Here is a 20,781-nt window from a genome sequence, read left to right as displayed (position 1 = left end):
ATTACGAGGTGGACGGATAGGACTCGGGTGTGTCGGGAGAAGTGAATTCTGCTGGCTCTGCCGGCGGCAACTCAGTCGAGTCGGTCGGCGACAGCAAGGGGTGAAAGCCCCCGGTCTCTCGACTCCGGGACTCCACTGCGCGCTTCCCTCGGGCTGGCGGTTGCGGTGCTGTGCTGTCGCGGTTCCGCTGGTAGCCGCGCTAGATTGAGTAGCGGTGCTGGTGCGGGTGCGGATGCTGTCGCGGTCTGCGGTGCGGATGTTGTCGCGGTTGCTGTGCTGTTGCGGTCGCGGTCGTCTCGTCGGTGCGCTAGCACGAGTAGCGATGCTGGTGCTGTCGCGGTCTGTGGTGCTGTCGTTGTCGCGGTCTGCAGTGCAGTTGCGGTCGCAATCTACCACGCCGTTCCGATCACGGTCGTAATCTACCGCAGTCCACCAGAGAAGAGCCTCTCGACAGCATCGACCCGAATCGTAACCTCACTCCTCGATATACGAGTCGTCTTCCTGCACCAACTCCTCGGCCGCCTCCTCGGTCCCGGCCTCACCGAGCGCCGAGCGCACCAGCAACTTCCCACCGATCGTCGCCGGCGAGATGACCGTGTTCGCACCGGCCCGCTTCAGTTTCTGGACGTTCTCGGTCTGGTTCGCGGCCGCGACGATGCGAATCTCCGGGTTCAACTGTCGGGCCGTCAGAATCGCCAGTGCGTCCTCCGCGTCGTTGACCGTCGCCACGACGACCGCGCGGGCGTCCTCGACGCTCGCCCGGCGAAGCGTCTCCTCGTCGCTCGGATCGGCCGTGAGGACGTCGATGTCCCGCTCCGACAGCATTCGGGCCTTGTCGGCGTCCGGCGTCACCACGAGGTAGTCCGCCGCGTTCAGCCCCAGTTCTTCCAGAATCGGTTCCGTCAGATCGCCGTAGCCGAGGACCAGCACGTGGTCCTCCAGCAGGTCGAGTTGTGTCTCTGTCATGCGTCCGAGTGCTTTCGTCAGTCTGGCTTCGATGGCCGGCGTCAGCAGGACCCCCAGCGCCACCGCGAACGAGGAGACCGTCACCAGCAGTGCCGACATCCCGAACAGTCGCGCCACGTCGGTCTGCGGGGTGATGTCGCCGTAGCCGACCGTACTCCCCGTCACCAGGGCGAAGTAGAACGCGTCCGTCAGCGAGTCCATCCCCGAGAACTGCTCGCGCAGGGCGTAGGCTCCCGCCGTGCCGTATATCTGTGCGCCCGCGATGGCCAGAATCGACGCCATCTGGGTCGCCGAGAGGTCCATCTCGCGGTCGAACCGCCGCCGGTTGGCCCCCAACACGAGGAGGTTCACGGCAGACAGGCCGACCAGCGGGAAGGACAGTTCACTCGACTGCAACAGACCCTGGCCGGCCGTCACCGGCAGGAGGACCATCGTCGAGGTCCACGCGGCCCGCAGTCCGCGACGCAGGCCGAAGGCACTGACCAGCATCAGAAAGCCGGTCAGCGTCCCGGTGAACCCTGCCGTCGTCCGGACGAACTCGGGGACGTACGCCGAAAGCGGCCCGAACGCGACCGTCGTCGTCCCGATGTTGGCGATGCCGGTGACGACCGACAGCACCGCCACCGCGAACGACAACACCACCGCCGCGTGCCCACTCGTCCACTCGCGCCAGCGCATACCACGTCTGACGACGACCGATCACTTAAACCACCGGACACCGGTCCGACACGAGAGGCACTCCTTACGACGACGCAGTCGGCACTCCACGTGACTGACACAGAGACACTCCCTGTGACCGACGCACAGAACGCGCTCTCGGCACCGAACCGACGGCACGCCGACGCTCCCCTGCCGCCGACACCGACACCGGAACCGGCACCGGCACCGATGTCCCACGACGGTAGACGTTTATGCCACCGACACGACAGACCGGCAAATGGCAGCACTCCCGTTCGAGGTGCTCCTCGGACTCTACCTCGGCCTCCTCACCGGTATCGTCCCCGCAGTCGTGGCGTGGACTCTCGGTTTCGGCTTCCGGTACTTCACCGGCATCACGATTCCGGGCTTCGCGGTCGTCGTCCTCGGCGTCGCCATCGCGGGCGTCAACGGCGGCCTCCTGGGACTGATCGACCAGAACGTCACACAGGCACCGGCCCGTGTCGCGGTCGCAGTGCTGGTCGTCTTCGCCATCACGCTGTACGCCCACGCACAGGGGGACAAACTCGGCGCGAATCTGCCGAAGCGCGTCTCGCTTCGGCAACTCACGGAACGCACCCTCTCGACCGACGTGGTCGAACTCGTCGGTGGCAGAGGGCAGGTCCGGGTCCGCGTCACCGGCGAGGTGGCCGACGTGGAAGGCTACCCGCCGCTCCCGGTCGACCTCCGGACGACAATCCGCGAGGCGACGTGGACGTTCCCGGCCGACGTGCCCCTCTCGGAACTGGAGACGCGCGTGGCCGACCGCCTCCGGACCGACCACGACCTCTCTGCGGTCTCGGTTCGACTGGACGAACGCGCCCGCGCCGAGGTCGCGGCGGCCCCGCCGCTCGGTGCACTCTCGAAGCGCGTGCCCTCCGGCGAGCGTGCCGTCTCGCTCACGACGCTCGTCCCGACCGGTCTCGCACCCGGCGACGAGGTGACGGTCGCCGCCGGCGACGCCGACTCCGCGGTACCCGCCGGCGAGGCCACTGACGCCGAAACGACCGACTCGGAGGCGAGAGCGTTCGAGGCGACGGTTCTCGGAGTCAAAGCCGCACCGACGGCCACTGCCGACGCGGACGCCGCGACGGACTCGGCCACGGCGACCGACGGCGGCGACGACCTGCCGACCCCGCCGCGTCCGACACCGACTGCGGCGGGCGGCGAGAGCCGCGTCACACTCGCGGTCGACCGGGCGGACGCCACTGCGCTGCTGTCGGCCGACCCGGACCGACTCGTCGTGCGCTCCCGTGGCGTCCGCCGGGAGTTCGAACTCGTCTCGCTGTTGCGCCGTGCCGGCCGGCGGTTCCGCCGGTTGACCGTTCGAGAGGGTGGAGCACTCGACGGGACGACACTCGGCGAGGCCAGCGTCAGAGACACCTACGGCGTGGCGGTCCTCGCGGTTCGCCAGCCGAGCGGGACCGGCGGGTGGAAACTCGCACCCGAGGGGAGCACGGAACTCCACGCGGGCGACGACCTCTTTGCGGTCGGGACCCGCGACGAACTCGCGCGGTTCGAGGAGGTGGTGGCGTGAGTCTCGCCTCGGCGCTCGTCGCCGTCACCGTGACGCTCACGAGTGAGGTCGCCCCCGCGCCGCCCACGAGCGAGGTCGCCCCCGCGCCGCCGGCACAGGTGTCGGTGCCGACGTTCGGACTCGACGCACCCCTCCGAGAGGCACTACTCCAACTCGCCGGGTACTCGCTCGGCGTCCTCGCGGTCACCGGCCTCACGGCGCTCCTCTACCGGTGGTACACCCGCGAGCGTATCCAACTCGGCCTGTCGCTCCTGCTCGGCGTCGGCACGGTCGGCACCTACCTCAACACGGTCGGCCTGCTGAACACCGTCATCGTCGACCAGGGTGGCGACATCTTCGAACCCGGAGCGGTGCTGTTCAACGTCGTCGCACTCGGCGTCGCGGTCTTGATCGCGCCGGTCGGTCGACGCGGCGGCGACCGCCTCGCCACCGATCTCTTCGCGGTCTCCGGCGCGAAACAACTCGACGCGGAGGTCAGCAGAATCGTCCGCACGGTCGGGCGCGTCACGCCGGTCGAACTCCCCGAGGAGATCGAGGACATGGAGGGGTACGACCCGGTCGCCCCGGAGGTGAAGGAGTCGATGGCCGGGAAGACGCTCCTGTTCCCGCGTCGGCTCTCGGTGGCGGATCTCCGCCAGCGACTCGTCACGCGACTCGCGGACGACTACGGCGTCGGTCACGTCGACCTCGACGTGGACGCCGACGGCACCGTCTCGTATCTCGCGGTCGGCTCTCGGGCCGCAGGGCTCGGGCCGACGCTCCCCGCCGGCGCGGTCGCGGTCGCGGTTCGGGCGGACCCCCCGACTGCGGCCAGCGCCGGCGACGTGGTGCAGGTGTGGACGACGACGCCGGAACCGAAGCGACTCGCCACCGGCGAACTCCGGGCGACGGCCGACGACACGGCGACGCTGGTCGTCGACGAGGCGGACGCGGGAAAACTGACGAGCGACGATCAGTATCGACTCGTCACGCTCCCGGCAGAGCCACAGGCGGACCGGGAGTTCGCGGGCCTGCTCCGCGCGGCCGACGAGACGATGGGTGTCGTCACGGTCGCCGAGGGGAGTGGACTGGTCGGCCGGCACCTCGGCGACCTCGCGGTGTCGGTCGCGGCGGTGCGGCCGGACGGTGGCACCGTCGAGGCGATTCCGGGTCGGAGCCGGGCGGTCGCGGCCGGCGACACGCTGTACGTCATCGCTCGGCCGGACCTGCTCCGCAAACTGGAGGGGCAGGCTAGCGAGGTGACTATCGTCGGCAGTGCGGACTGATCGGGAGACGTTCCGCCCCCGCCCGCCGGACGCAATTCTCTTGTCGCCCGCGAGTCGAGAGTCGGTATGCACTGGAAGTTGTTCGCCGACCTCGCGGAGGCCGCCGGCGACCGCGAGGTTCCGGTCGCGGTCGAACCGGGAGCCACGGTCGGCGACGCGCTCGACGCCCTGCTGTCGGATCACCCCGCGCTCGCCGACCGCGTGCTGGACGCGGACGACGAACTGGTCGAGCACGTCAACCTCCTCCACAACGGCGGCGACGTCTTCACCGACGCAGACGGGCTGGCGACAGAGCTGTCGGAGGGCGACGAACTCGCGCTGTTCCCGCCGGTCTCGGGCGGGTGAGAGGGACGCCGCTCGTCGGGCGTGAACGACCGAGACGAGGTCGCAGAAGCGAACCGAGCCGGACCGATCAGTCGTAGTGAACGTCGACGGACTCGAGGAGCACGTCTTCTCGTGGGCGGTCGTCGCCGTCGGTGTCGAGGTTACCGATCTCACGCACCACGTCCATCCCGTCGATGACCTCGCCGAAGACCGCGTGGCGGCCGTCGAGGTGTGGCTGGGCGTCCAGCGTGATGAAGAACTGCGAGCCGTTCGTGTCCGGGCCGCGGTTCGCCATCGACAGTTTGCCCGCCGAGTCGTGGGTGAGTTCGTCGTGGAACTCGTCGTCGAAGGTGTAGCCCGGACCGCCGCGACCGGTGCCGGTCGGGTCGCCGCCCTGGATCATGAACCCCTCGATGATCCGGTGGAAGGGGACGTCGTCGTACAGCGGTTCGCCGTCGATCTGCTCGTCGGTCTCCGGGTCGGTCCACGACTTCGCGCCGGTCGCGAGGCCGACGAAGTTGTCGACCGTGCTGGGCGCGCGGTCCTGGAACAGTTCGACCTCGATGTCGCCGAAGTTGGTGTGGAGCGTGGCTGTCGGGTTCGACATACCCGGTCCAAGGACCCCCCACCTGAAAACACTGCTGGGACGAGACCCCGCTCCCACCCGACCCCTCAGCCCGCCTGCTCGCCGACCAGTGCCGCCTCGACTGCGGTCAACGACTCGCGCTCGGAGATCAGCGCGACCTGGTCGCCGGCCTCCACGGTCGTCCCCGGCAGCGGGATCGTCATCGGTTCACGGGCGCGACCGTGGGCGTAGATGCGGGCCGTCTGCGGGAGGTCGATCTCGGAGACGCGTTTGCCGACGACCGGCGAACCCTGGGGGATCGTCACCGTCGACAGTTGGAGGCGTTCGGTCAGATCGCCGATCGCGTTGAAGTTCCCGCCCAGCAGTGCGGTCTTCGCGCCCGCCGCGCCGAGTCGCTCGGGGTAGACGATCTCGTCGACGTCCTCGGCGTAGCGTTCGTAGATCTCCTCGCGGTAGTCTTCGTCGATCCGGAGGACCGTCCGACAGCCGTGCTCCTTGGCGATCATACACGCCGCGAAGTTGACGTTCGGATCGCCCGTCAGTCCGCCGAGGGCGTCCGCCTCGGCGATGCCGGCCTGTTCGAGGACCGACTCGGTACTCCCGTCGCCGTCGACCACCTCGAAGCCGGCGTCGCGGGCGCGTTCGACCTTGTCCCGGTCGGTCTCGACGAGGACGAGATCGTGTCCCTCTTCCTTCAGAATGCGGGCGGTGCGTGCGCCGACACGACCGTACCCGACGATAACGAATCGCATGGTCACCCATACGGCACCCGGCACAAAAAGGTAGGCGTCGGATCGCCCGCCTGCGGTCCGACGATCCGGTGGTCACGGCCGTCACCGACGCGTCTCTCGGCGCGACTCACCCGGTGCTGACCCGGTCCAGTCGCTCCGTCAGCGAGGTGACGAGCGACTGGAGTCGCGGCGTCCCGAACAGTGCGACCAGCACCGCACCGACGAAGTCGAAGATCAGGTCGACGATGGTGTCCTCGACGCTGAACTGGATCAACACCGCCTCGACACCGACCAGGTCGGTGACGAACCGGGCACTGAACTCCAGCACCTCCCAGAGGACACCGAACGCCATCGTGAACAGCAGGATGTAGACGAACAGGAAGCGCGACGGGAGGTAGATGGCGTCGCTGTACTCGTCGACCGCACGGGCGGTCGCGTAGCCGACGCTGGCGACGACCGTCGCCGAGAGCGTGTGGGTCACGTGGTCCCACCACGAGACGGAGACGTAGAACCCCAACATCCCGACCGTGTGAAGCAGGACCGCGAGCGTCATCCACAGCGTCAGCCCGGTGCCGAGGTGCACGTCCCAGTCCCGCCGGAGGAGCGCCGGGAGAAACGTGATCGCCAGCGCGAGACTCGCGTTGACGACGACCGCGATGCTGCGCTCCCACAGTCCGACGACGAGGATCACCGCGATCACGCTCTGCATCGCTCGGCCCGCGAGCACACCGAGGTCGGCCCGACGAAGCCACTGGGCCATGAGTCGGTGTACGCGCTCCGGCCGGTAAACGGTAGCGCCGGACCGGCGCACACGAGTCACCGTCCCGGTGTCGACCTGTCGATTCGGCGGCCGAGCCGTCGTCTCCCGCCGACCGGGCCGACTGTCAGCAGTACACACGACACCGTTTTCACGATCTGTTTCCTACGAGGGGACACATGATGGCAACCACGCACGCCCTCGCTGGGGTCGTGCTCGCCCTCCTCGCCCTGTTCGTCGCCCCGGAGGCGGGACTCGCGGTCGTTCTCGCCGGCGCACTCGGTGGGCTGTTCCCCGACTTCGACCTGTACGCGGGCCACCGGAAGACGCTCCACTACCCCGTGCTCTACTCGGTGTTCGCGGTCGTCTCGGTGGCCGTCGCCGGCCTGTTGGGCACGCCCGAGACCGTCACCGTCGCGGTCTTCCTGTCGGCGGCCGCGCTCCACTCGGTGATGGACGTGGCTGGCGGCGGCCTCGAACTGAAGCCGTGGCAGGGTCGGTCCGAGCGTGCGGTGTACGACCACGTCCGCCGGCGGTGGATCGCGCCTCGACGCTGGATCCGGTACGACGGCGCGCCCGAGGACCTCGCCCTGGCGGGCGTGCTGGCGGTCCCGTCGCTGGTCGTCTTCGAGTCGCCGGTTCGGGAGGGCGTGCTGGCCGCACTCGGCATCTCGGCGGTGTACGTCCTCCTCCGGAAGCCGCTGGTTCGGGTGGCGGAGCGTCTCGTCGCCGTGCTCCCCTCCGGCGTGATCGACCACGTCCCGGATCGGTTCCTCGACGGGTTGCAGTGACCGACTCGACGGTCCCGCGTACAGACGAGTGTCGCCACTCGCCGAGTGTGTCCGTGTCGGCCGGCCGGGCCTAGGGCGGCGGCCGTGGAGACGGACGACTCACTCTGCGGTGGCCGAGTCCGCGCCGTACACTGCGCCACCACTGAGGATGTCGGTCCCCGTGGTGCAGTCGAGACAGGCCCAGACCTGGTCGTCGTTGTCCCCGAAGACGCGGGCGAAGTGTGCCGAGACGAAGCTTCCGCAGTTCTGACACTGTTGCATTGGAATTACCTCACCTGAGAGCACTCAGGAAGGCATCCTAACTATGGAGCCGTTACCGACCGCGTAACCGCTGCTTACCACCGTTCGGCCGACACCGCCGAGTCGACTCGAAATCGAGCGCCAGCGCCGAGAACACGACGCCTTACCGCCCGAAACTCTCGGCTCGGCTACCGGAACAGTCGGTAGGCACCCTGGCCGACCGCGACCGTCTCGCGCGCCTGTTCGCCGTCCGGCGTCGGACTCTCGACGAGGATGTCGCTGACGCCGATCGTCGACCCGGAGCGGACGACCTCGGCGGTCGCCGTCAGGTCTCCCGACGCGGGCAGGAGGTAGTTGACGTTGAGGTTGACCGTCGCCACGCCGCCGTCGAACTCGTCCAGTGTCGTCCGGAGCGCCAGTCCGCCGGCGGTGTCGATCAGCGTCGCGGCGATGCCGCCGTGCATCGTCGGTGGCTCCTGGGTGTTCGTCAGTTTGTCGTCGAACGGCACCGTCAGCACACAGCGGCCCCAGTCGATGTCGTCGACGCTCGTGTTCAGCCACGAGAGGTAGCCGTGCTGGTTCTCGACCGCCTCGCGGATGACCTCGGCGACCCCGGGTGGGAACTCCTCGTCGTCGCTCATACCGATCGTGTCGACCGTCGTCGGTTTGTAGCCACCGGTCGCGTCCGGGACTCTCGCCCGCGTCCACCGGGACGGGCGTGACGCGCAGAGACGCGGTGCCCCGCCGCTACGGCCGGGAGAGCGCCCCGGCACGAACGTACTCGTGCCGACGCCGGAGATCGACTCCGGGGACCTGAATATCACTGTCGGCAATTCTTGCTACCCGGCCGATTACGTCCTACTATGAAACAACAGAACGACGCCGGACGACGAGACACCAGTCGGCGACTCGCTTCCGGGGGAGGACCCGGCTCTCGGCGGCGGTTCCTCCGAACGGCCACGGCGACCGCGCTGGTCGGGACGGTCGGCGTCGCGGGGTGTCTCGGTGCGCCCGCCGCAGACGGCGAGGACGACGAGGAACTCCCCGAGGGCGTCTCAGAGCGGCAGTTCCGCGAGGGACCGGTGCCGGAGGTGTACCGCACCGCCACCTCGATCGGTGGGGAGCGACGCGACCCGAACCAGTTGGTCGCCAAGAGCGCGGTCAACTTCGGCGAGGCCAACGAAGTCGCCGAGGCTCCCGAAGGCCAGACCTGCGCGAACTGTCACGAGTTCATCACCGACAAGAACGGCGACGGATACGGTGCGTGCGTGCGCGTCGAGGGCTACATCGGCGGCGAGGACTGGTGTGCGCTGTGGGAGTCGGCCGAGGAGGAACACGACGAGGACGAGGAGGGGGAGGGCGACGACGCGGACACGAACTAGGACGCGGCCGGGACGTCGACGGATTGAGTGACACGGCGTCGAACACGGCGGGTAGCGACCCGACCGCGTCGACCCGGATCCGTTTCGCGGCGGTTCAGGCCCGCTTCGCGGTGGTTCAGGCCCGCTTCGCGGTGGTTCAGCCCCGATTCACGATGGTTCAGGCCTGTTTCGCGGCCGCGATCAGTGCGTCGGCGTCGACCGTCTCGTGGTCGTAGCCGATCGGCACCGGCGCGAGTCGCGCGTCGAGCGCCTTCGCCAGCGTCTCGTGAATCTCGGCTGCGGTCATCCCGGCGACGTCGTCCGCTTCGACGTCCGCCGAGACGAGCAGTTCCGCCGTCTGGCGATCCGCCCCGAAGGTCATGATCCGGGCCATCTCGACGAAGCCGGCGGCGCGCTCCGTCGACACGTCGAGGCAGTCGGCCACCTCGCTCGGGTCGGCCATCGAGAGATCGCCGACCGTCTCGATCCCCTCGGTTCGGAGGCGTGCCTCCCCGACCATGCCGATCCCTTCGACGTAGATCACCGGGAGTCTGGCCGGGTCGCGGGCCGCCTTTCCGCCCTCGATCTGCTCCGGAGGTGTCAGTTGCCACGTGACTCTGCCGACCTCACGCTCCTCGAACAGTTGCCGGACGGCGACCTGGTAGGTGTTCTCGCGGTCGGCTTCGGGGACGTGGACGAGCAGGCGCATCTCGGTCCGCGACTTCGCCGGGAACGGGATGGCGTCCAGCAGACGCCGCCCGTGTGGGTTCATCGGGATGTACGCGACCGCCTCGCCCTCGGGCATCTCGATGCCCTCCAACTCCTCGCGGTGGTTCGGATACTCGTCGAGTTTCTCGACGACGTACTGCGGGAGTTCGAGGAACGCGCGTGCGCCGTCGGGCAGGCGTGCCTGCACCTCCAACTGCATCGGCCGGGCGGCGTCGGGCGCACCGGGTGCGATAAAGGGGAGCGCGACGAAGCGTCCACCGGCGGGCGGGACACTGCTGACGACGTTGAAGTTCCGCCACGTCACGTTGTTGTTGTCGCGGATGTACGTCTGGAAGTTGCTCCAGTCGGTGAAGTCCGCCGGGGTCGGCTGGGGGTCGCCGTCACTGCCGATCAGCGCGACGAAACAGTAGTGGCCCGCGCCGGGAATCTCGCCCGCGTCCCACGTGATCGGCTCCATCACCGTCAGCACCTCGCCGGCCGAGACCTCCGTCGGCGTGGGAGTCGCGGTCGCCGTGGTCGTGCCGACCAGCGTCCACAGGTCGGGCGTGACGAGCGTGGCGACCGGCGACCAGTAGACCGTCGCGGTGACGTTCTGGGCCGGTGCGCCGCCCCGGTTCTGGAGGCGGACGTAGACGTAGTTGTCCTGTCCGGCGACCGCCTCGAAGCCGAGGGTCGCGCTGTTCTCGCCGAGGCTCCCCTCGCCGAACTCGGCCTGTGGGTTCGGGACCTGCGTCGGGCGCAGGATGACGTCCGGACTCGCCGAGATGCTCCCCGAGTGCGGGTCGCCGGTGTCGCCGACGAAGTCGCGGATGTAGACGTCCGGTGTCGTGTTCAGGACCGCCGTGGCGATGGTGCGCAGATCGGGCATCACGCCGATCTCGTCGCTGGCCGGGGTCGCAGACTGGGTCCCGTTGGCCGGGTCGGCGAGGATCGACCGGAGTTGCCGCGGGCTGAACCGGTAGCCGAGCGCCTGTTCGGCCATCCCCTGTACGGAGAGGGCCGCCCCGGAGACGATCGGCGAAGCGCCCGACGTACCGCCGAAGGAGGCGGTGTAGGTCGTCGTGCCGGTGCCGGTCCAGCCGTCGCCGGTCGTGTTGACGCTCTCGCCCCAACCGTAGCAGTCGATCCGGCTCCCGAAGTTCGAGAACCCGAGTCGGCTGTGCGGGGCGGTCGCGCTCCCCGCGCCGACCATGATCGCGCCCGAGTCGCGGAAGTCCGCGCTCCCCCGGTTCAGGATCGAGTCGCCGCCGACCGTCGTGTAGGCGTCGAGGTCCTCGCTCCCGTTGCCGGCCGCCTCGACGACGACGATGCCGAGGGCGGTAGCGAGTCTGATCGCCTCGAAGGTCCCGTTCTCGACCTCGACCGGGAGGTAGCCGTACCCCGGCTGTGAGGTCTGTGCTTCGAGCAGGAGGACGTCGCCGAAGTCCATCACCGCGATGGCCGACGTGATCGCGTCGGCGGTGTCGTACGTCGAGTTCGTCCGCCACTGCGAGACGGCCCGGACCGACCCGAGGGCGGGCGTCGTGCCGACACAGCCGAGGCTGTTGTCCACCGCCGACACCTCGCCGAGGACGGCAGTGCCGTGGCCGTGGAAGTCCTTGTTCACCCCGGAGATCAGCGAGACGCTCGCGCCGGTCAGATCCTCGTGGTCGAACGTCCAGCCGCGTTCGAGGTCGACGAAGCCGACGCCCTGTCCGTCACCGCCGGCGACGGTCCAGGCGTACTCGGCGTCGATGCCGTCCGGTGCCGGGTCGAGGTACCCCTGATCCGGCCAGCGTGGATCGTCCGACGCCGACACTGCGGGGGGCGGGGTCGGTCCGCCCTCGACGTAGCTGTACTCGACGCTCCGCCACTCGGCGATGCGCTCCTGTACCTCGTCGGGATCGACACCCGGCGGGCAGGTGACGGCGAAGAACGTCCGGAAGTTCGGCGGTCGGTAGGTTCTGTCGCGCTCTGTCGCGTGCTTCACGAGTTCGTCCAACTCGTCGGGTGCGAGGCTGGCGAACAGCCGGCCGAACTCGATGCCGGGGAAGCCCTCGGTGAGTTCCATCACCGGGCCGACCTCGGCCTCCTGGAGGTACTCGGCGATGTCGCCCTCGCCGGGGACGCGGACGTCGTCTGTGAACTTGACCACGACGCGCGGGCGATACGTCTTCTCGATGTGTGTCTGCTTTACACCACTCATAGCCGGCATGGATTACGCGCTATCGAGGCTTGAACGTAGTTGCCGGATGGATTCTGTCGACCCGGACGCGGCTAAATCTGATCGCCACGAGAGGGGGCCGAACGCGGAGACTGGGAGCGACCGCTGTCCGTCGTCGGTGACGTCGGCAGAGAGATGGGACCGCCCGGATTTGAACCGGGGTCACGGGCACCCAAGGCCCGAAGTATACCAAGCTAACCCACGGTCCCGCGTCTACACCTTCCGCCGAGTCGGATGTAAAGCGTTTCGTTCTGTCGACCGGGGTGTCACTGGAACACAGTGGCACGCGAGACAGGGCACCGAGCGTCTCTGCGACGCCGACCGGAAGTGGCCCTCAGACGCTTCTCACCCGTCACACCGGCGGGAAGAACACCATGATGCCGAGCGTCGTCACGATAGCGAACACCAGTTGGAGCGGCGCACCCACGCGTAGGTAGTCCGTGAACCGATACCCGCCGGGCCCGTAGACGAACAGGTTCGTCTGGTAGCCGACCGGCGTCATGAACGCGGTCGAGGCGGCGAACGTCACCGCCATGATGAACGAGAACGGGTCGGCCCCGACCGCCGGGTCGCGGGCCGCCTCCACCGCGACCGGGATCATCAACACGACGCTCGCGTTGTTGCTGATGATGTTCGTCAGGAGCGCGGTGACGACGTAGAACAGCCCCAGCACGGCGACGAGCGGGAGCGAGGCGGCGCTGGCGACCACGAACTCCGCGACGAGTGCGGCCGCGCCGGTCTCCTGCATGGCGATGCCGAGCGGGATGACGCCGGCGAGGAGGAAGATGACGTCCCACTGGACCGCGTCGTACACCTCGCCGGGTTTCAGACAGCCAGTGAGCACCATCGCCAGCCCCCCGGCGAGCGCGGAGACGACGATGGGCATGACGTTCAGCGCCGCGAGGCCGACCACCGCGACGACGATCCCGATGGCGACGAAGATGCGCGACCGGCGGAAATCCCGGCGTTCGACGCGCTGGGCGACGATGAAGTCGCGGTTCGCGTCGAGGCGTTCGATGCTCCCCTCGGTCGCCTGCACGAGCAGGGTGTCGCCGACGCGGAGCCGGATGTTGTCCATGCGTCGGCGGATCAGTTCCCCGCCGCGCCGGAGCGCGAGCACCGTGGCGTCGTAGCGCTGGCGGAATCGGACCGAGGTGAGCGACTCCCCGACCAGCGAGGCTCCCGGTGCGACGACGACCTCGACGAGGTTCTGCCCCTCGTCGGCGACCTCCAACTCGGCCTCGTCGACCCGGACCGGCAGGAGATCCAGTCCCTCCACGTCGAGCAGTTCGACGAGCGTGTCGCGGTCGGTCCGGAGCGCGAACACGTCGCCCGCCTGAATCTCCTTCGGCCCGAGCGGTTCGAGGAACACCCGGTCGCCGCGGATCAGTTGGAGCAGGTCCACGTCGAACTCCGTCTCCGAGAGGGCGGGACCGACGCGCTGACCGACGAGCGGGGAGTCCTCCCGGACGACGACCTCGGTCAGGTAGTTGCCCATCTCGAACTCCTCGGTCAGGTCGACCTGCGGTTTGATTCGTTCGGGGGTGATCCGCCGGCCGACCGTCATCAGGTAGACGACGCCGACCACGGACACCACGACGCCGAGCGCCGTGAACTCGAACATCCCGAACGGTCGCCCCAGGAGATCCGCCGACAGTTCGCTGGCGAGGATGTTCGTCGAGGTACCGATCAGCGTGAGCATCCCGCCGAACATCGACGCGTACGACAGCGGGAGCAGGAGTTTCGAGGGCGAGGTGCCGCCGCGTTCCGCGAGGTCGGTCACCATCGGGAGGAGGATGGCGACGGCGGCGGTGTTGTTGATGAACCCCGAGATGGGCGCGACGACGCCGATCGTCGCGCCGAGTTGTCGCGTCTCGTCGTCCTCGGTGATCTCCGAGATCTTCGCGCCCAGCAGTTGGATGATCCCGGTGCGCTGGACGCCCTCGCTGAGGACGAACATCGCCAGCACGGTGAGCGTCGCCGCGTTGGCGAAGCCCGACAGTCCCTGGGCGGTCGGGTCGCTGAAGACGACGATGGGCGTGGAAAAGAGGCCGACTGCGACCAGTTGTCGCGTCACCGGTTCGACGACCAGCAGCGCGACCATGACCCCGAGTGCCGTGATGTCCACCGGCACCGGTTCGGTGGCGAACGCGACCAGCGCGAGGAGGATCAACAGGGAGACGAAAGCGATGCTGGGAGTGACTGCGACCACGGTCGAACGACAGTCTCACCGGGCAAAAGCGTGCGGGGTTGCGGTCGGTAGTTACAGATCGTCGTCGTGCAGAGTCGTCACAGATCGTCGTCGTGCAGAGTCGTCACAGATCGTCGTCGTGCAGTTCCATCTCGGCGACGATGTCGTACGGCGACTGGCCCTTCCGGATGCCGTCGAGCATGAGAAACGCCTCGTCCGGCGCGAGGAAGTGCCGACACACCGCCCGGCCCAGCGGGGTCGGCTCGAAGCCCTCGATGAAGCCCCACTCCAGTAGTTTCCCGATGGCGTGTTTCGTCGGAATCTCGCCGAGCATCCGGTCGTTCAGTCGTTTCGCGCGCTTGCCAGCGACGACGAGGTTCGCCAGCGTCTCCTCCACGGCCGAGGACTCGTCGTACACCGTCTGGACGTCCTCCATCTCGCCTTTCAGGAGCTTGAACGCCACCTCGTCTTCGGTCATCTCCATCGAGTTGTGGTACGAGCAGTCCGGTTCGACGAGCATGTAGACGACACCCCGGTCGTGGTAGTCCGGCCGCCCCGCACGGCCGAGCATCTGCTCGAACTCCTGGACCGAGAGCCACTCGATGCCCATGGCGAGGGTGTCGAAGATGACCTGCGAGGCGGGGAAGTCGACCCCGGCCGCGAGTGCCGCCGTGGTGACGACCGCCGCCAGATCCTGGTTGCCGAACTGTCGTTCGACGCGCTTCCGGCGGCCGTAGTCGAGGCCGGCGTGGTACGGCGCGGAGGCGTACTCCAGTTTCCGACTGATCTCGTGACAGCGCCGCCGGGAGTTGGTGAAGATGATCGTCTGCCCGCGGTACCCCTTCGAGGACTCGCGGTCGAACTCCCGTTTGACCAGTTTGTTCTCGATGTTCGGCTTCTCCTGGCCGTCGGCGAAGGTGACGTGGCGCTCGATGGGGACCGGGCGCTCCTCGAACTCGATGAGCGTCGCTCGCAGTCGCTTCGCCAGCCACTCCGGGTTGCCGACCGTCGCCGAGAGATAGACCCACTGCGTCCCGTCGAAGGAGTCCACGCGCGACTGGCGCGTCTCGCTGTAGTGTTTCAGCCGCGAGATCAGCCCGTCGAGTCGGTGGCCGCGTTCGTCTTCTTTCAGCGTGTGGACCTCGTCGATGACGACCGTCCCGACGTCGCCGAGGTTCTTGCCCGTCCGCAGGGCGTGGTCGATGCCCTCGTAGGTGCCGACGATGACGTCCGCGTTCGGGTCGAACGACGCGCCGTCGTCGTTGATGCGACTCGCGCCGACCCGGATGGTCACGTCGACGAGGTGGCCGTACCGATCCTGAAAGTCCTCGTGTTTCTGGTTCGCCAGCGCGACCAGCGGGACGAGGAAGAGCAGTTTCCCCTCGCCTCTCAGCGCGCGGTCGATACCCGCCAACTCGCCGACGAGCGTCTTGCCGGTCGCAGTGGCGGACACCACGAGTTGGTCGTCGCCGTCCAGCAGGCCGTTTCTGACCGAGAGACTCTGCACGGGAAGCAGGGTGTCGAACCGGTCGGTGACGAGCGATTTGAGTTTCGGGTGGAGGTCGAGGTCGCTCGTCGGGTAAGGGTTCACGTCCTCGACGGTCGCGGAGATCTCGTCGAACTTCGTCAGGTCCGGATCGAGGTTCCCCTCGAGCAGGTTCGTGATCCGGTCTAAGTCCTGCACTTCGAGCATCAGTTCTTCGAGTCGGTCCTGTGCGGCCCCGGTCAGGCCGCCCGACCCGGCGAACGACAACTCGCGTTCCAACTCGCGGATCGCACAGTCCGGGCAGATGTGGTCGCGGTCGGACTTGATCGCCGTGTCGTCGGTGATCGGCGAGTAGCGCCCCTCCTGTGCGCAGTATCGGCAGGTCCGGACGACGACCGCCTCCAGTTGGTAGCCGTCGAGCATCTCCTTGATCTCCTGTCTGCCGGCGGGGCGAGTCTGCTCGGAGATGCGGATGCGGTTCGCTCGGCGAGCGATCTCGACGAACTGGTCGGGACTGCGCGGTTCCTCGGTCGAGCCACGCTTGATCCGGAACTTCGCTGGACGCGGCCCGGCGTCGGTCTCCTTCAGTTCGAGGACGGCCCGGAACACCCGGTCGCCGTCGCGCACGACCGAGACGAGGTAGTCGTCCCGCAACCCGTGGATGAACAGCGTATCGACCTGCGCGACCTGCTGTGACACGTCGAGTTCTACGCGAACGGGGTATTTCAGCGATGCGATGGCGGGACGGTCGGCGGCCAGACGACCCGAGCGTCGCCGCCGCGCCGGTCACGGGACGACACACCACGGGACCGACTCGCACGGAGAATCGAATGAACAACCAGTATATTCTGACAGACTATGGTATCTAATGACTCAATATCCGTATTCACGCCAGGTTTTAGTACCGCGAACCGCTATTCCTCCACGTGTCCAGATCACGCCCTCCCACCACGGACGACGGCCCCCCGAAGACGTTGCTGATCTGTCCGGACTGCGGTCACGAGAGCCACCTCGACGGCGACTGGCAGACACACCTCGAACCGACCGTCGAGGGGACGGTTCGTGTCTCCATCTGTCCAGTGTGTGACGGCGAGATCGCGCGGCGACCGGCCTGAACCGTCACTCCCCGACCGGCCTGAACCGTCACCCTTCGACCAGTTCGATGGCGTCGTCGCCGTTCGGCACCGCACAGAGGAACGCGCCTTCTTCGTCGCCATCGTTTCGGTACCAGTGGACGACACCCGCCGGAATCAGCAGTGAATCGCCAGCCGAGACGGTGTACTCCTCGTCGCCGATGCCGACCACGTACTCGCCGTCGAGGACGTACTGTTCGTGTTCGACCTCGTTGGTGTGGCGCGGTACCTCGCTGCCGGGCGCGAGAACGAACCGCCGCAGCGCGAAGTGCGGTGCGCCGTCTGTCTCGTCCAGGAGGACGCCCTTCGAGAGGCCGTCCGCGGCGTCGACCGTCGCGTAGTCGATCTCCTCGGCGTGCTTGACGACCGGGCGCGGACTGTCGGTCGCGTGCTCTGGGTCGCTCATCGACGGCGGTACGGGGCACGGCCTTAAGAACCCGGCCACCCTACGGCGGAGTATGCGAAGCTTCCGGATCGGTAGTGCGTTCGGCATCCCGATCAAGTTGGACCTCACGTTCTTACTGATTCTCCCGCTGTTCGCCTGGCTCATCAGCGCACAGGTCGGCCAGTGGGTCGAGATACTCAACGGCTTCGGCGCGAGCATCGACCCGACCGCGCTCTCCGGGACCGATCCGCTCGTGCTGGGCATCGTCTCCGCGCTGGGACTCTTCGCCGGGGTCCTGCTCCACGAGTTCGGCCACTCGCTGGTGGCGATGCGCTACGGCTACGAGATCGAGTCGATCACGCTGTGGCTGTTCGGCGGGGTGGCTCGGTTCACCGAGATCCCCGAAGACTGGAAACAGGAACTGTTGATCGCGATCGCCGGCCCGATCGTCTCGGTCGCGCTCGGCGTCATCTCGTGGGTCGCGTTCACGACGATTCCGGGCGGGGCGTCGATCCAGTTCGTGCTCGGCTACCTCGCGCTGACGAACGTCGCGCTGGCGGTGTTCAACATGCTCCCGGGGTTCCCGATGGACGGCGGGCGCGTCCTGCGTGCGCTGCTCGCCCGGACCCGCCCCCACGCGCAGGCGACGAAGATCGCCGCCGAGGTCGGGAAGGTCTTCGCCTTCTTGCTCGGGATCTACGGCCTGTTCACCAACATCTTCCTGATCGCGCTGGCGTTCTTCATCTACATGGGTGCCTCCGGCGAGGCCCAGCAGACGGTGTTGAAGGCGGCCTTCGAGGGCGTCTCGATCCGGGACATCATGACCGCCCGCGAGGACCTCCACACGGTCGAGCGGGACACCTCGGTCGCGGAGTTGATCGACCGGATGTTCGTCGAGCGACACACGGGCTACCCCGTGCTCCAGAACGGCCAGTTGGCCGGGATGGTGACACTCGAGGACGCGCGGTCGGTCCCAGAGGTCGAACGCGACGCCTACCGGGTCGAGGACGTGATGACGCCCGCCGGCGAGTTGGCGACCGTGCCGGTCGAGGGTGAGGCCATGGACGCGCTCCGGACGATGCAACAGACCGGCGTCGGTCGCCTCCCGGTCGTGGACGAGACCGGCGCGATGGTCGGACTCGTCTCGCGGTCGGACCTGATGACCGCGTTCAACATCATCCAGTCCGGCGGGTCGTTCCGGTCGCTCGGCTCCGACGAACCGATGGGGTCGCCGGGCCGAATTCGGTCGCAGTAACCGCTCTCGCACACTGCGTCTCTCGTCGCTTCTCCTTCCGTCGCACACTGCGTCTCTCGTCGTCTCTCTCGCACCGCTCAGCCACTGATCTCGCGGCGCTCGAACAGTTCTGCGGCGACGATCACCAGGGCGACCGTCGCGGCCAGCAGGACCGCCACGCCGGTCCAGTCGATCGTCCCCTCGACGAGAATCTCGCCGGGGTCGTAGTACCGCGCGAACGCCAGATCGCCCAGCCACTCGTAGTCGGTGTCGAACGTCAGCGAGTCGAGGAGGAACGTGCCGAACACCGCGCCGATCCCGACCGTCTGTGCCCGGCGGGCGGTGTCGAAGGAGACGGATGCCACGAGACCGAGTGCGGCACACGCGAGCAGGTACGGGATGGAGACGACGTGCACCGCGATCAGATCGACGAGTGCGACTTCCTCGCCGAGGAACGCGACACTGGCCCAGATCAACACGAAGGTCAAGGCGTTGACCGCGATCACGGTCGGCACCAGCGCGAGGAACTTCCCGACGACGATCCGGGTGCGGGAGACCGGCGCGGCCAGCAGCAGGTCGATCGAGGTGCGTTCGACCTCCTTCGCCACCGACGAGGCGGCGGTGTACGCGAAGTAGACGCCGAGGATGAGGAGCCAGCCGAACTGGTACAGTTGCGAGACGAGATACCCCTCGATGGTCGTGATCGACGTGACGTTGCCGACGAACGCCCGGCGGGCCTCCGGCGGCAGGCTCTCCAGGTAGGCGTCCAGATCGACGCCGGCGCTCTCGATAGAGGGGAAGACGGCCATCGTCAGCACGATCAGCGCGCCGAGTGCGGCCGTCAGCAGGAAGATGCCGCGCACGCGTTGGCGGGACTCGAAGCTCGTCACTTCGAGCATCTGTTCACCTCCCGGTGGACGCCCGCCCGGTGACAGACGCCCGGCGACTCACACATCCGGCGACACCTCCTCGGTCTGCCCGGCGTCGGGGTCGCCGTCCGGATCGGTCGGGTCGACCGTATCCGAATCCATCGCCTCCGGTGTATCGGCTGTCCCCTCGTCGTAGAAGTGCATGAACACGTCCTCGATGGCGGTCTCGCGCATCTCGAGGTCGGTCACGTGGTAGTCGGTGAGTCTGTCGAGGAGTTCGTCGTAGTTGCCGGTGACGAGCAGTCGAAGCCCACCGGACGCTGCCTCGACGCTGGCGACACCCTCGAACCGGAAGTCGTCGGGCGCGAGGTGGTCGGGCGACTGGACGTGGACGACCTTCCCGCTCTTGCGCAGGAGATCGTCGATCTCCTCGACGGTGACGAGTTGCCCCTCGCGGATGATCGCCACGCGCTCGCACATCCGTCGCACCTCACTCAGGATGTGCGTCGAGAAGAAGACGGTCGCGCCGCGGTCGACCTCCCGGTCCAGAAAGTCGTAGAAGCGCTCCTGCACGAGGGGGTCCAGGCCGGCGGTCGGTTCGTCCATCACCAGCAGGTCGGGTTCGTGCATGAACGCCTGTACGATGGCGAGTTTCTGGCGGTTCCCCCGCGAGTAGGTCTTGATCTTCCGGTCGAGTGGGACCGGGAAGTCCGCGAGGAGGTCCTCGCGGCGTTCGTCGCCCTTCAGGCCGGCGTAGTAGTCCAGCGCCTGCTGACCGGTGACGCCCTCCGGGAACTGCACGTCGCTCGGGAGGTAGCCGAGTTCGGTCTTCACCTCCCGCATCCCGGCGCGGTCGGTCGAGTCGGTGCCGAGCACCTGCGCGGTGCCGCTGGTCGGGTGGAGGAAGCCGAGCAGAGTGCGGATTGTCGTGGACTTGCCCGCGCCGTTCGGTCCGAGGAACCCGAAGATCTCGCCCTGCTCGACGTCGAGCGAGACGCCGTCTACCGCTTTCACGTCCCCGAAGTGCTTGTGGAGGTCCGCGAGGTGGATCGGGGGAGTCACAGGTGGAGAGACGGTGTCGGTGGACTAATAGCTTCGTCGCCGGTAGGAGGTGGCGAACTGTTTGGGTGGTCCCGTCGAATCGGTCGGCGACGAACTGCATTCCGCCGAATCTGTCGAGGAAGACGAGGGGTGAAAGCCCCCGACCGCTTGACCGCCGGGAGAGGCAAGCTCTCCCGAGCCTTCGTTCGCTTCGCTCACGAAGACGGCCGCGACTTGGGGCGCGCTTCCCTCGGGC

General features: G+C 67.8%; 19 protein-coding genes and 1 tRNA gene. 7 read left to right on the top strand and 13 right to left on the bottom strand.

Annotation, left to right across the window (positions count from 1 at the left end):
• Positions 1-474: 474 nt before the first annotated feature.
• Positions 475-1,644, bottom strand: a complete 1,170-nt coding sequence (locus tag LI337_RS09310; RefSeq protein WP_227229572.1) for an NAD-binding protein — start codon at positions 1,642-1,644, stop codon at positions 475-477.
• 259 nt (positions 1,645-1,903) lie between these two features.
• Between LI337_RS09310 and LI337_RS09305 the strand changes: the two genes are divergently transcribed.
• The 3 genes from LI337_RS09305 to LI337_RS09295 all read left to right on the top strand — a co-directional run bounded on the left by LI337_RS09305 (position 1,904) and on the right by LI337_RS09295 (position 4,809).
• Complete coding sequence (locus tag LI337_RS09305) at positions 1,904-3,199, top strand: potassium channel family protein (protein ID WP_227229571.1); 1,296 nt, start codon at positions 1,904-1,906, stop codon at positions 3,197-3,199.
• On the top strand, positions 3,196-4,464 hold the full coding sequence (locus LI337_RS09300; protein WP_227229570.1) for a DUF8167 domain-containing protein: 1,269 nt from the start codon (positions 3,196-3,198) through the stop codon (positions 4,462-4,464). Before LI337_RS09305 ends, LI337_RS09300 begins: the two co-directional genes overlap by 4 nt.
• A gap of 66 nt (positions 4,465-4,530) precedes the next feature.
• On the top strand, positions 4,531-4,809 hold the full coding sequence (locus LI337_RS09295; RefSeq protein ID WP_227229569.1) for a ubiquitin-like small modifier protein 1: 279 nt from the start codon (positions 4,531-4,533) through the stop codon (positions 4,807-4,809).
• A 67-nt stretch (positions 4,810-4,876) separates the two neighbouring features.
• Here the strand turns inward: LI337_RS09295 and LI337_RS09290 are convergent, their stop codons facing one another.
• From LI337_RS09290 to LI337_RS09280, 3 genes are all read right to left on the bottom strand, one after another.
• The gene (locus LI337_RS09290) at positions 4,877-5,395 is read right to left on the bottom strand and encodes a peptidylprolyl isomerase (RefSeq protein WP_227229568.1); all 519 of its coding nucleotides are present in this window, start codon (positions 5,393-5,395) and stop codon (positions 4,877-4,879) included.
• 65 nt (positions 5,396-5,460) lie between these two features.
• Positions 5,461-6,126 carry a potassium channel family protein gene (locus tag LI337_RS09285; protein WP_227229567.1) on the bottom strand — a complete coding sequence of 222 codons (666 nt, stop codon included), beginning with the start codon at positions 6,124-6,126 and terminating at the stop codon, positions 5,461-5,463.
• A gap of 106 nt (positions 6,127-6,232) precedes the next feature.
• Positions 6,233-6,865: a DUF2238 domain-containing protein gene (locus LI337_RS09280; RefSeq protein WP_227229566.1), complete on the bottom strand. Its 633-nt coding sequence runs from the start codon at positions 6,863-6,865 to the stop codon at positions 6,233-6,235.
• A gap of 176 nt (positions 6,866-7,041) precedes the next feature.
• Between LI337_RS09280 and LI337_RS09275 the strand changes: the two genes are divergently transcribed.
• The gene (locus LI337_RS09275; RefSeq protein ID WP_227229565.1) at positions 7,042-7,653 is read left to right on the top strand and encodes a metal-dependent hydrolase; all 612 of its coding nucleotides are present in this window, start codon (positions 7,042-7,044) and stop codon (positions 7,651-7,653) included.
• Between the two features lie 99 nt (positions 7,654-7,752).
• Here the strand turns inward: LI337_RS09275 and LI337_RS09270 are convergent, their stop codons facing one another.
• Positions 7,753-7,914, bottom strand: a complete 162-nt coding sequence (locus LI337_RS09270; RefSeq protein ID WP_227229564.1) for a DUF7563 family protein — start codon at positions 7,912-7,914, stop codon at positions 7,753-7,755.
• A gap of 167 nt (positions 7,915-8,081) precedes the next feature.
• The gene (locus LI337_RS09265) at positions 8,082-8,534 is read right to left on the bottom strand and encodes a PaaI family thioesterase (protein WP_227229563.1); all 453 of its coding nucleotides are present in this window, start codon (positions 8,532-8,534) and stop codon (positions 8,082-8,084) included.
• A gap of 222 nt (positions 8,535-8,756) precedes the next feature.
• Between LI337_RS09265 and LI337_RS09260 the strand changes: the two genes are divergently transcribed.
• The gene (locus tag LI337_RS09260) at positions 8,757-9,275 is read left to right on the top strand and encodes a high-potential iron-sulfur protein (protein ID WP_227229562.1); all 519 of its coding nucleotides are present in this window, start codon (positions 8,757-8,759) and stop codon (positions 9,273-9,275) included.
• A gap of 157 nt (positions 9,276-9,432) precedes the next feature.
• On the opposite strand, the gene LI337_RS09255 is transcribed toward LI337_RS09260, so the two are convergent.
• The 4 genes from LI337_RS09255 to LI337_RS09240 all read right to left on the bottom strand — a co-directional run bounded on the left by LI337_RS09255 (position 9,433) and on the right by LI337_RS09240 (position 16,562).
• Positions 9,433-12,168: a S8 family peptidase gene (locus tag LI337_RS09255; protein WP_227229561.1), complete on the bottom strand. Its 2,736-nt coding sequence runs from the start codon at positions 12,166-12,168 to the stop codon at positions 9,433-9,435.
• A gap of 154 nt (positions 12,169-12,322) precedes the next feature.
• A tRNA-Pro gene (locus tag LI337_RS09250) sits at positions 12,323-12,395 on the bottom strand.
• 143 nt (positions 12,396-12,538) lie between these two features.
• On the bottom strand, positions 12,539-14,398 hold the full coding sequence (locus LI337_RS09245) for an SLC13 family permease (protein ID WP_345777746.1): 1,860 nt from the start codon (positions 14,396-14,398) through the stop codon (positions 12,539-12,541).
• A 103-nt stretch (positions 14,399-14,501) separates the two neighbouring features.
• Positions 14,502-16,562, bottom strand: coding sequence for a DEAD/DEAH box helicase (locus LI337_RS09240; protein ID WP_227229560.1), 2,061 nt, complete (start codon positions 16,560-16,562; stop codon positions 14,502-14,504).
• Positions 16,563-16,789: 227 nt separating this feature from the next.
• On the opposite strand from LI337_RS09240, the gene LI337_RS09235 reads away from it, so the two are divergent.
• On the top strand, positions 16,790-16,978 hold the full coding sequence (locus tag LI337_RS09235) for a DUF8106 domain-containing protein (protein WP_227229559.1): 189 nt from the start codon (positions 16,790-16,792) through the stop codon (positions 16,976-16,978).
• 28 nt (positions 16,979-17,006) lie between these two features.
• On the opposite strand, the gene LI337_RS09230 is transcribed toward LI337_RS09235, so the two are convergent.
• Positions 17,007-17,402, bottom strand: a complete 396-nt coding sequence (locus tag LI337_RS09230) for a cupin domain-containing protein (RefSeq protein WP_227229558.1) — start codon at positions 17,400-17,402, stop codon at positions 17,007-17,009.
• A gap of 52 nt (positions 17,403-17,454) precedes the next feature.
• On the opposite strand from LI337_RS09230, the gene LI337_RS09225 reads away from it, so the two are divergent.
• On the top strand, positions 17,455-18,636 hold the full coding sequence (locus tag LI337_RS09225) for a site-2 protease family protein (protein ID WP_227229557.1): 1,182 nt from the start codon (positions 17,455-17,457) through the stop codon (positions 18,634-18,636).
• A gap of 77 nt (positions 18,637-18,713) precedes the next feature.
• Here the strand turns inward: LI337_RS09225 and LI337_RS09220 are convergent, their stop codons facing one another.
• Together LI337_RS09220 and LI337_RS09215 are read right to left on the bottom strand one after the other, a co-directional pair.
• Positions 18,714-19,514, bottom strand: coding sequence for an ABC transporter permease subunit (locus LI337_RS09220; RefSeq protein WP_227229556.1), 801 nt, complete (start codon positions 19,512-19,514; stop codon positions 18,714-18,716).
• A 48-nt stretch (positions 19,515-19,562) separates the two neighbouring features.
• Complete coding sequence (locus tag LI337_RS09215; protein WP_227229555.1) at positions 19,563-20,546, bottom strand: ABC transporter ATP-binding protein; 984 nt, start codon at positions 20,544-20,546, stop codon at positions 19,563-19,565.
• Positions 20,547-20,781 lie beyond the last annotated feature (235 nt).

The organism is Salinirubrum litoreum (genome assembly GCF_020567425.1).
Lineage (GTDB): Archaea > Halobacteriota > Halobacteria > Halobacteriales > Haloferacaceae > Salinirubrum > Salinirubrum litoreum.
Note: the sequence above shows the minus strand (reverse complement) of the source record. Positions and strands in the feature narration are given on the sequence as shown.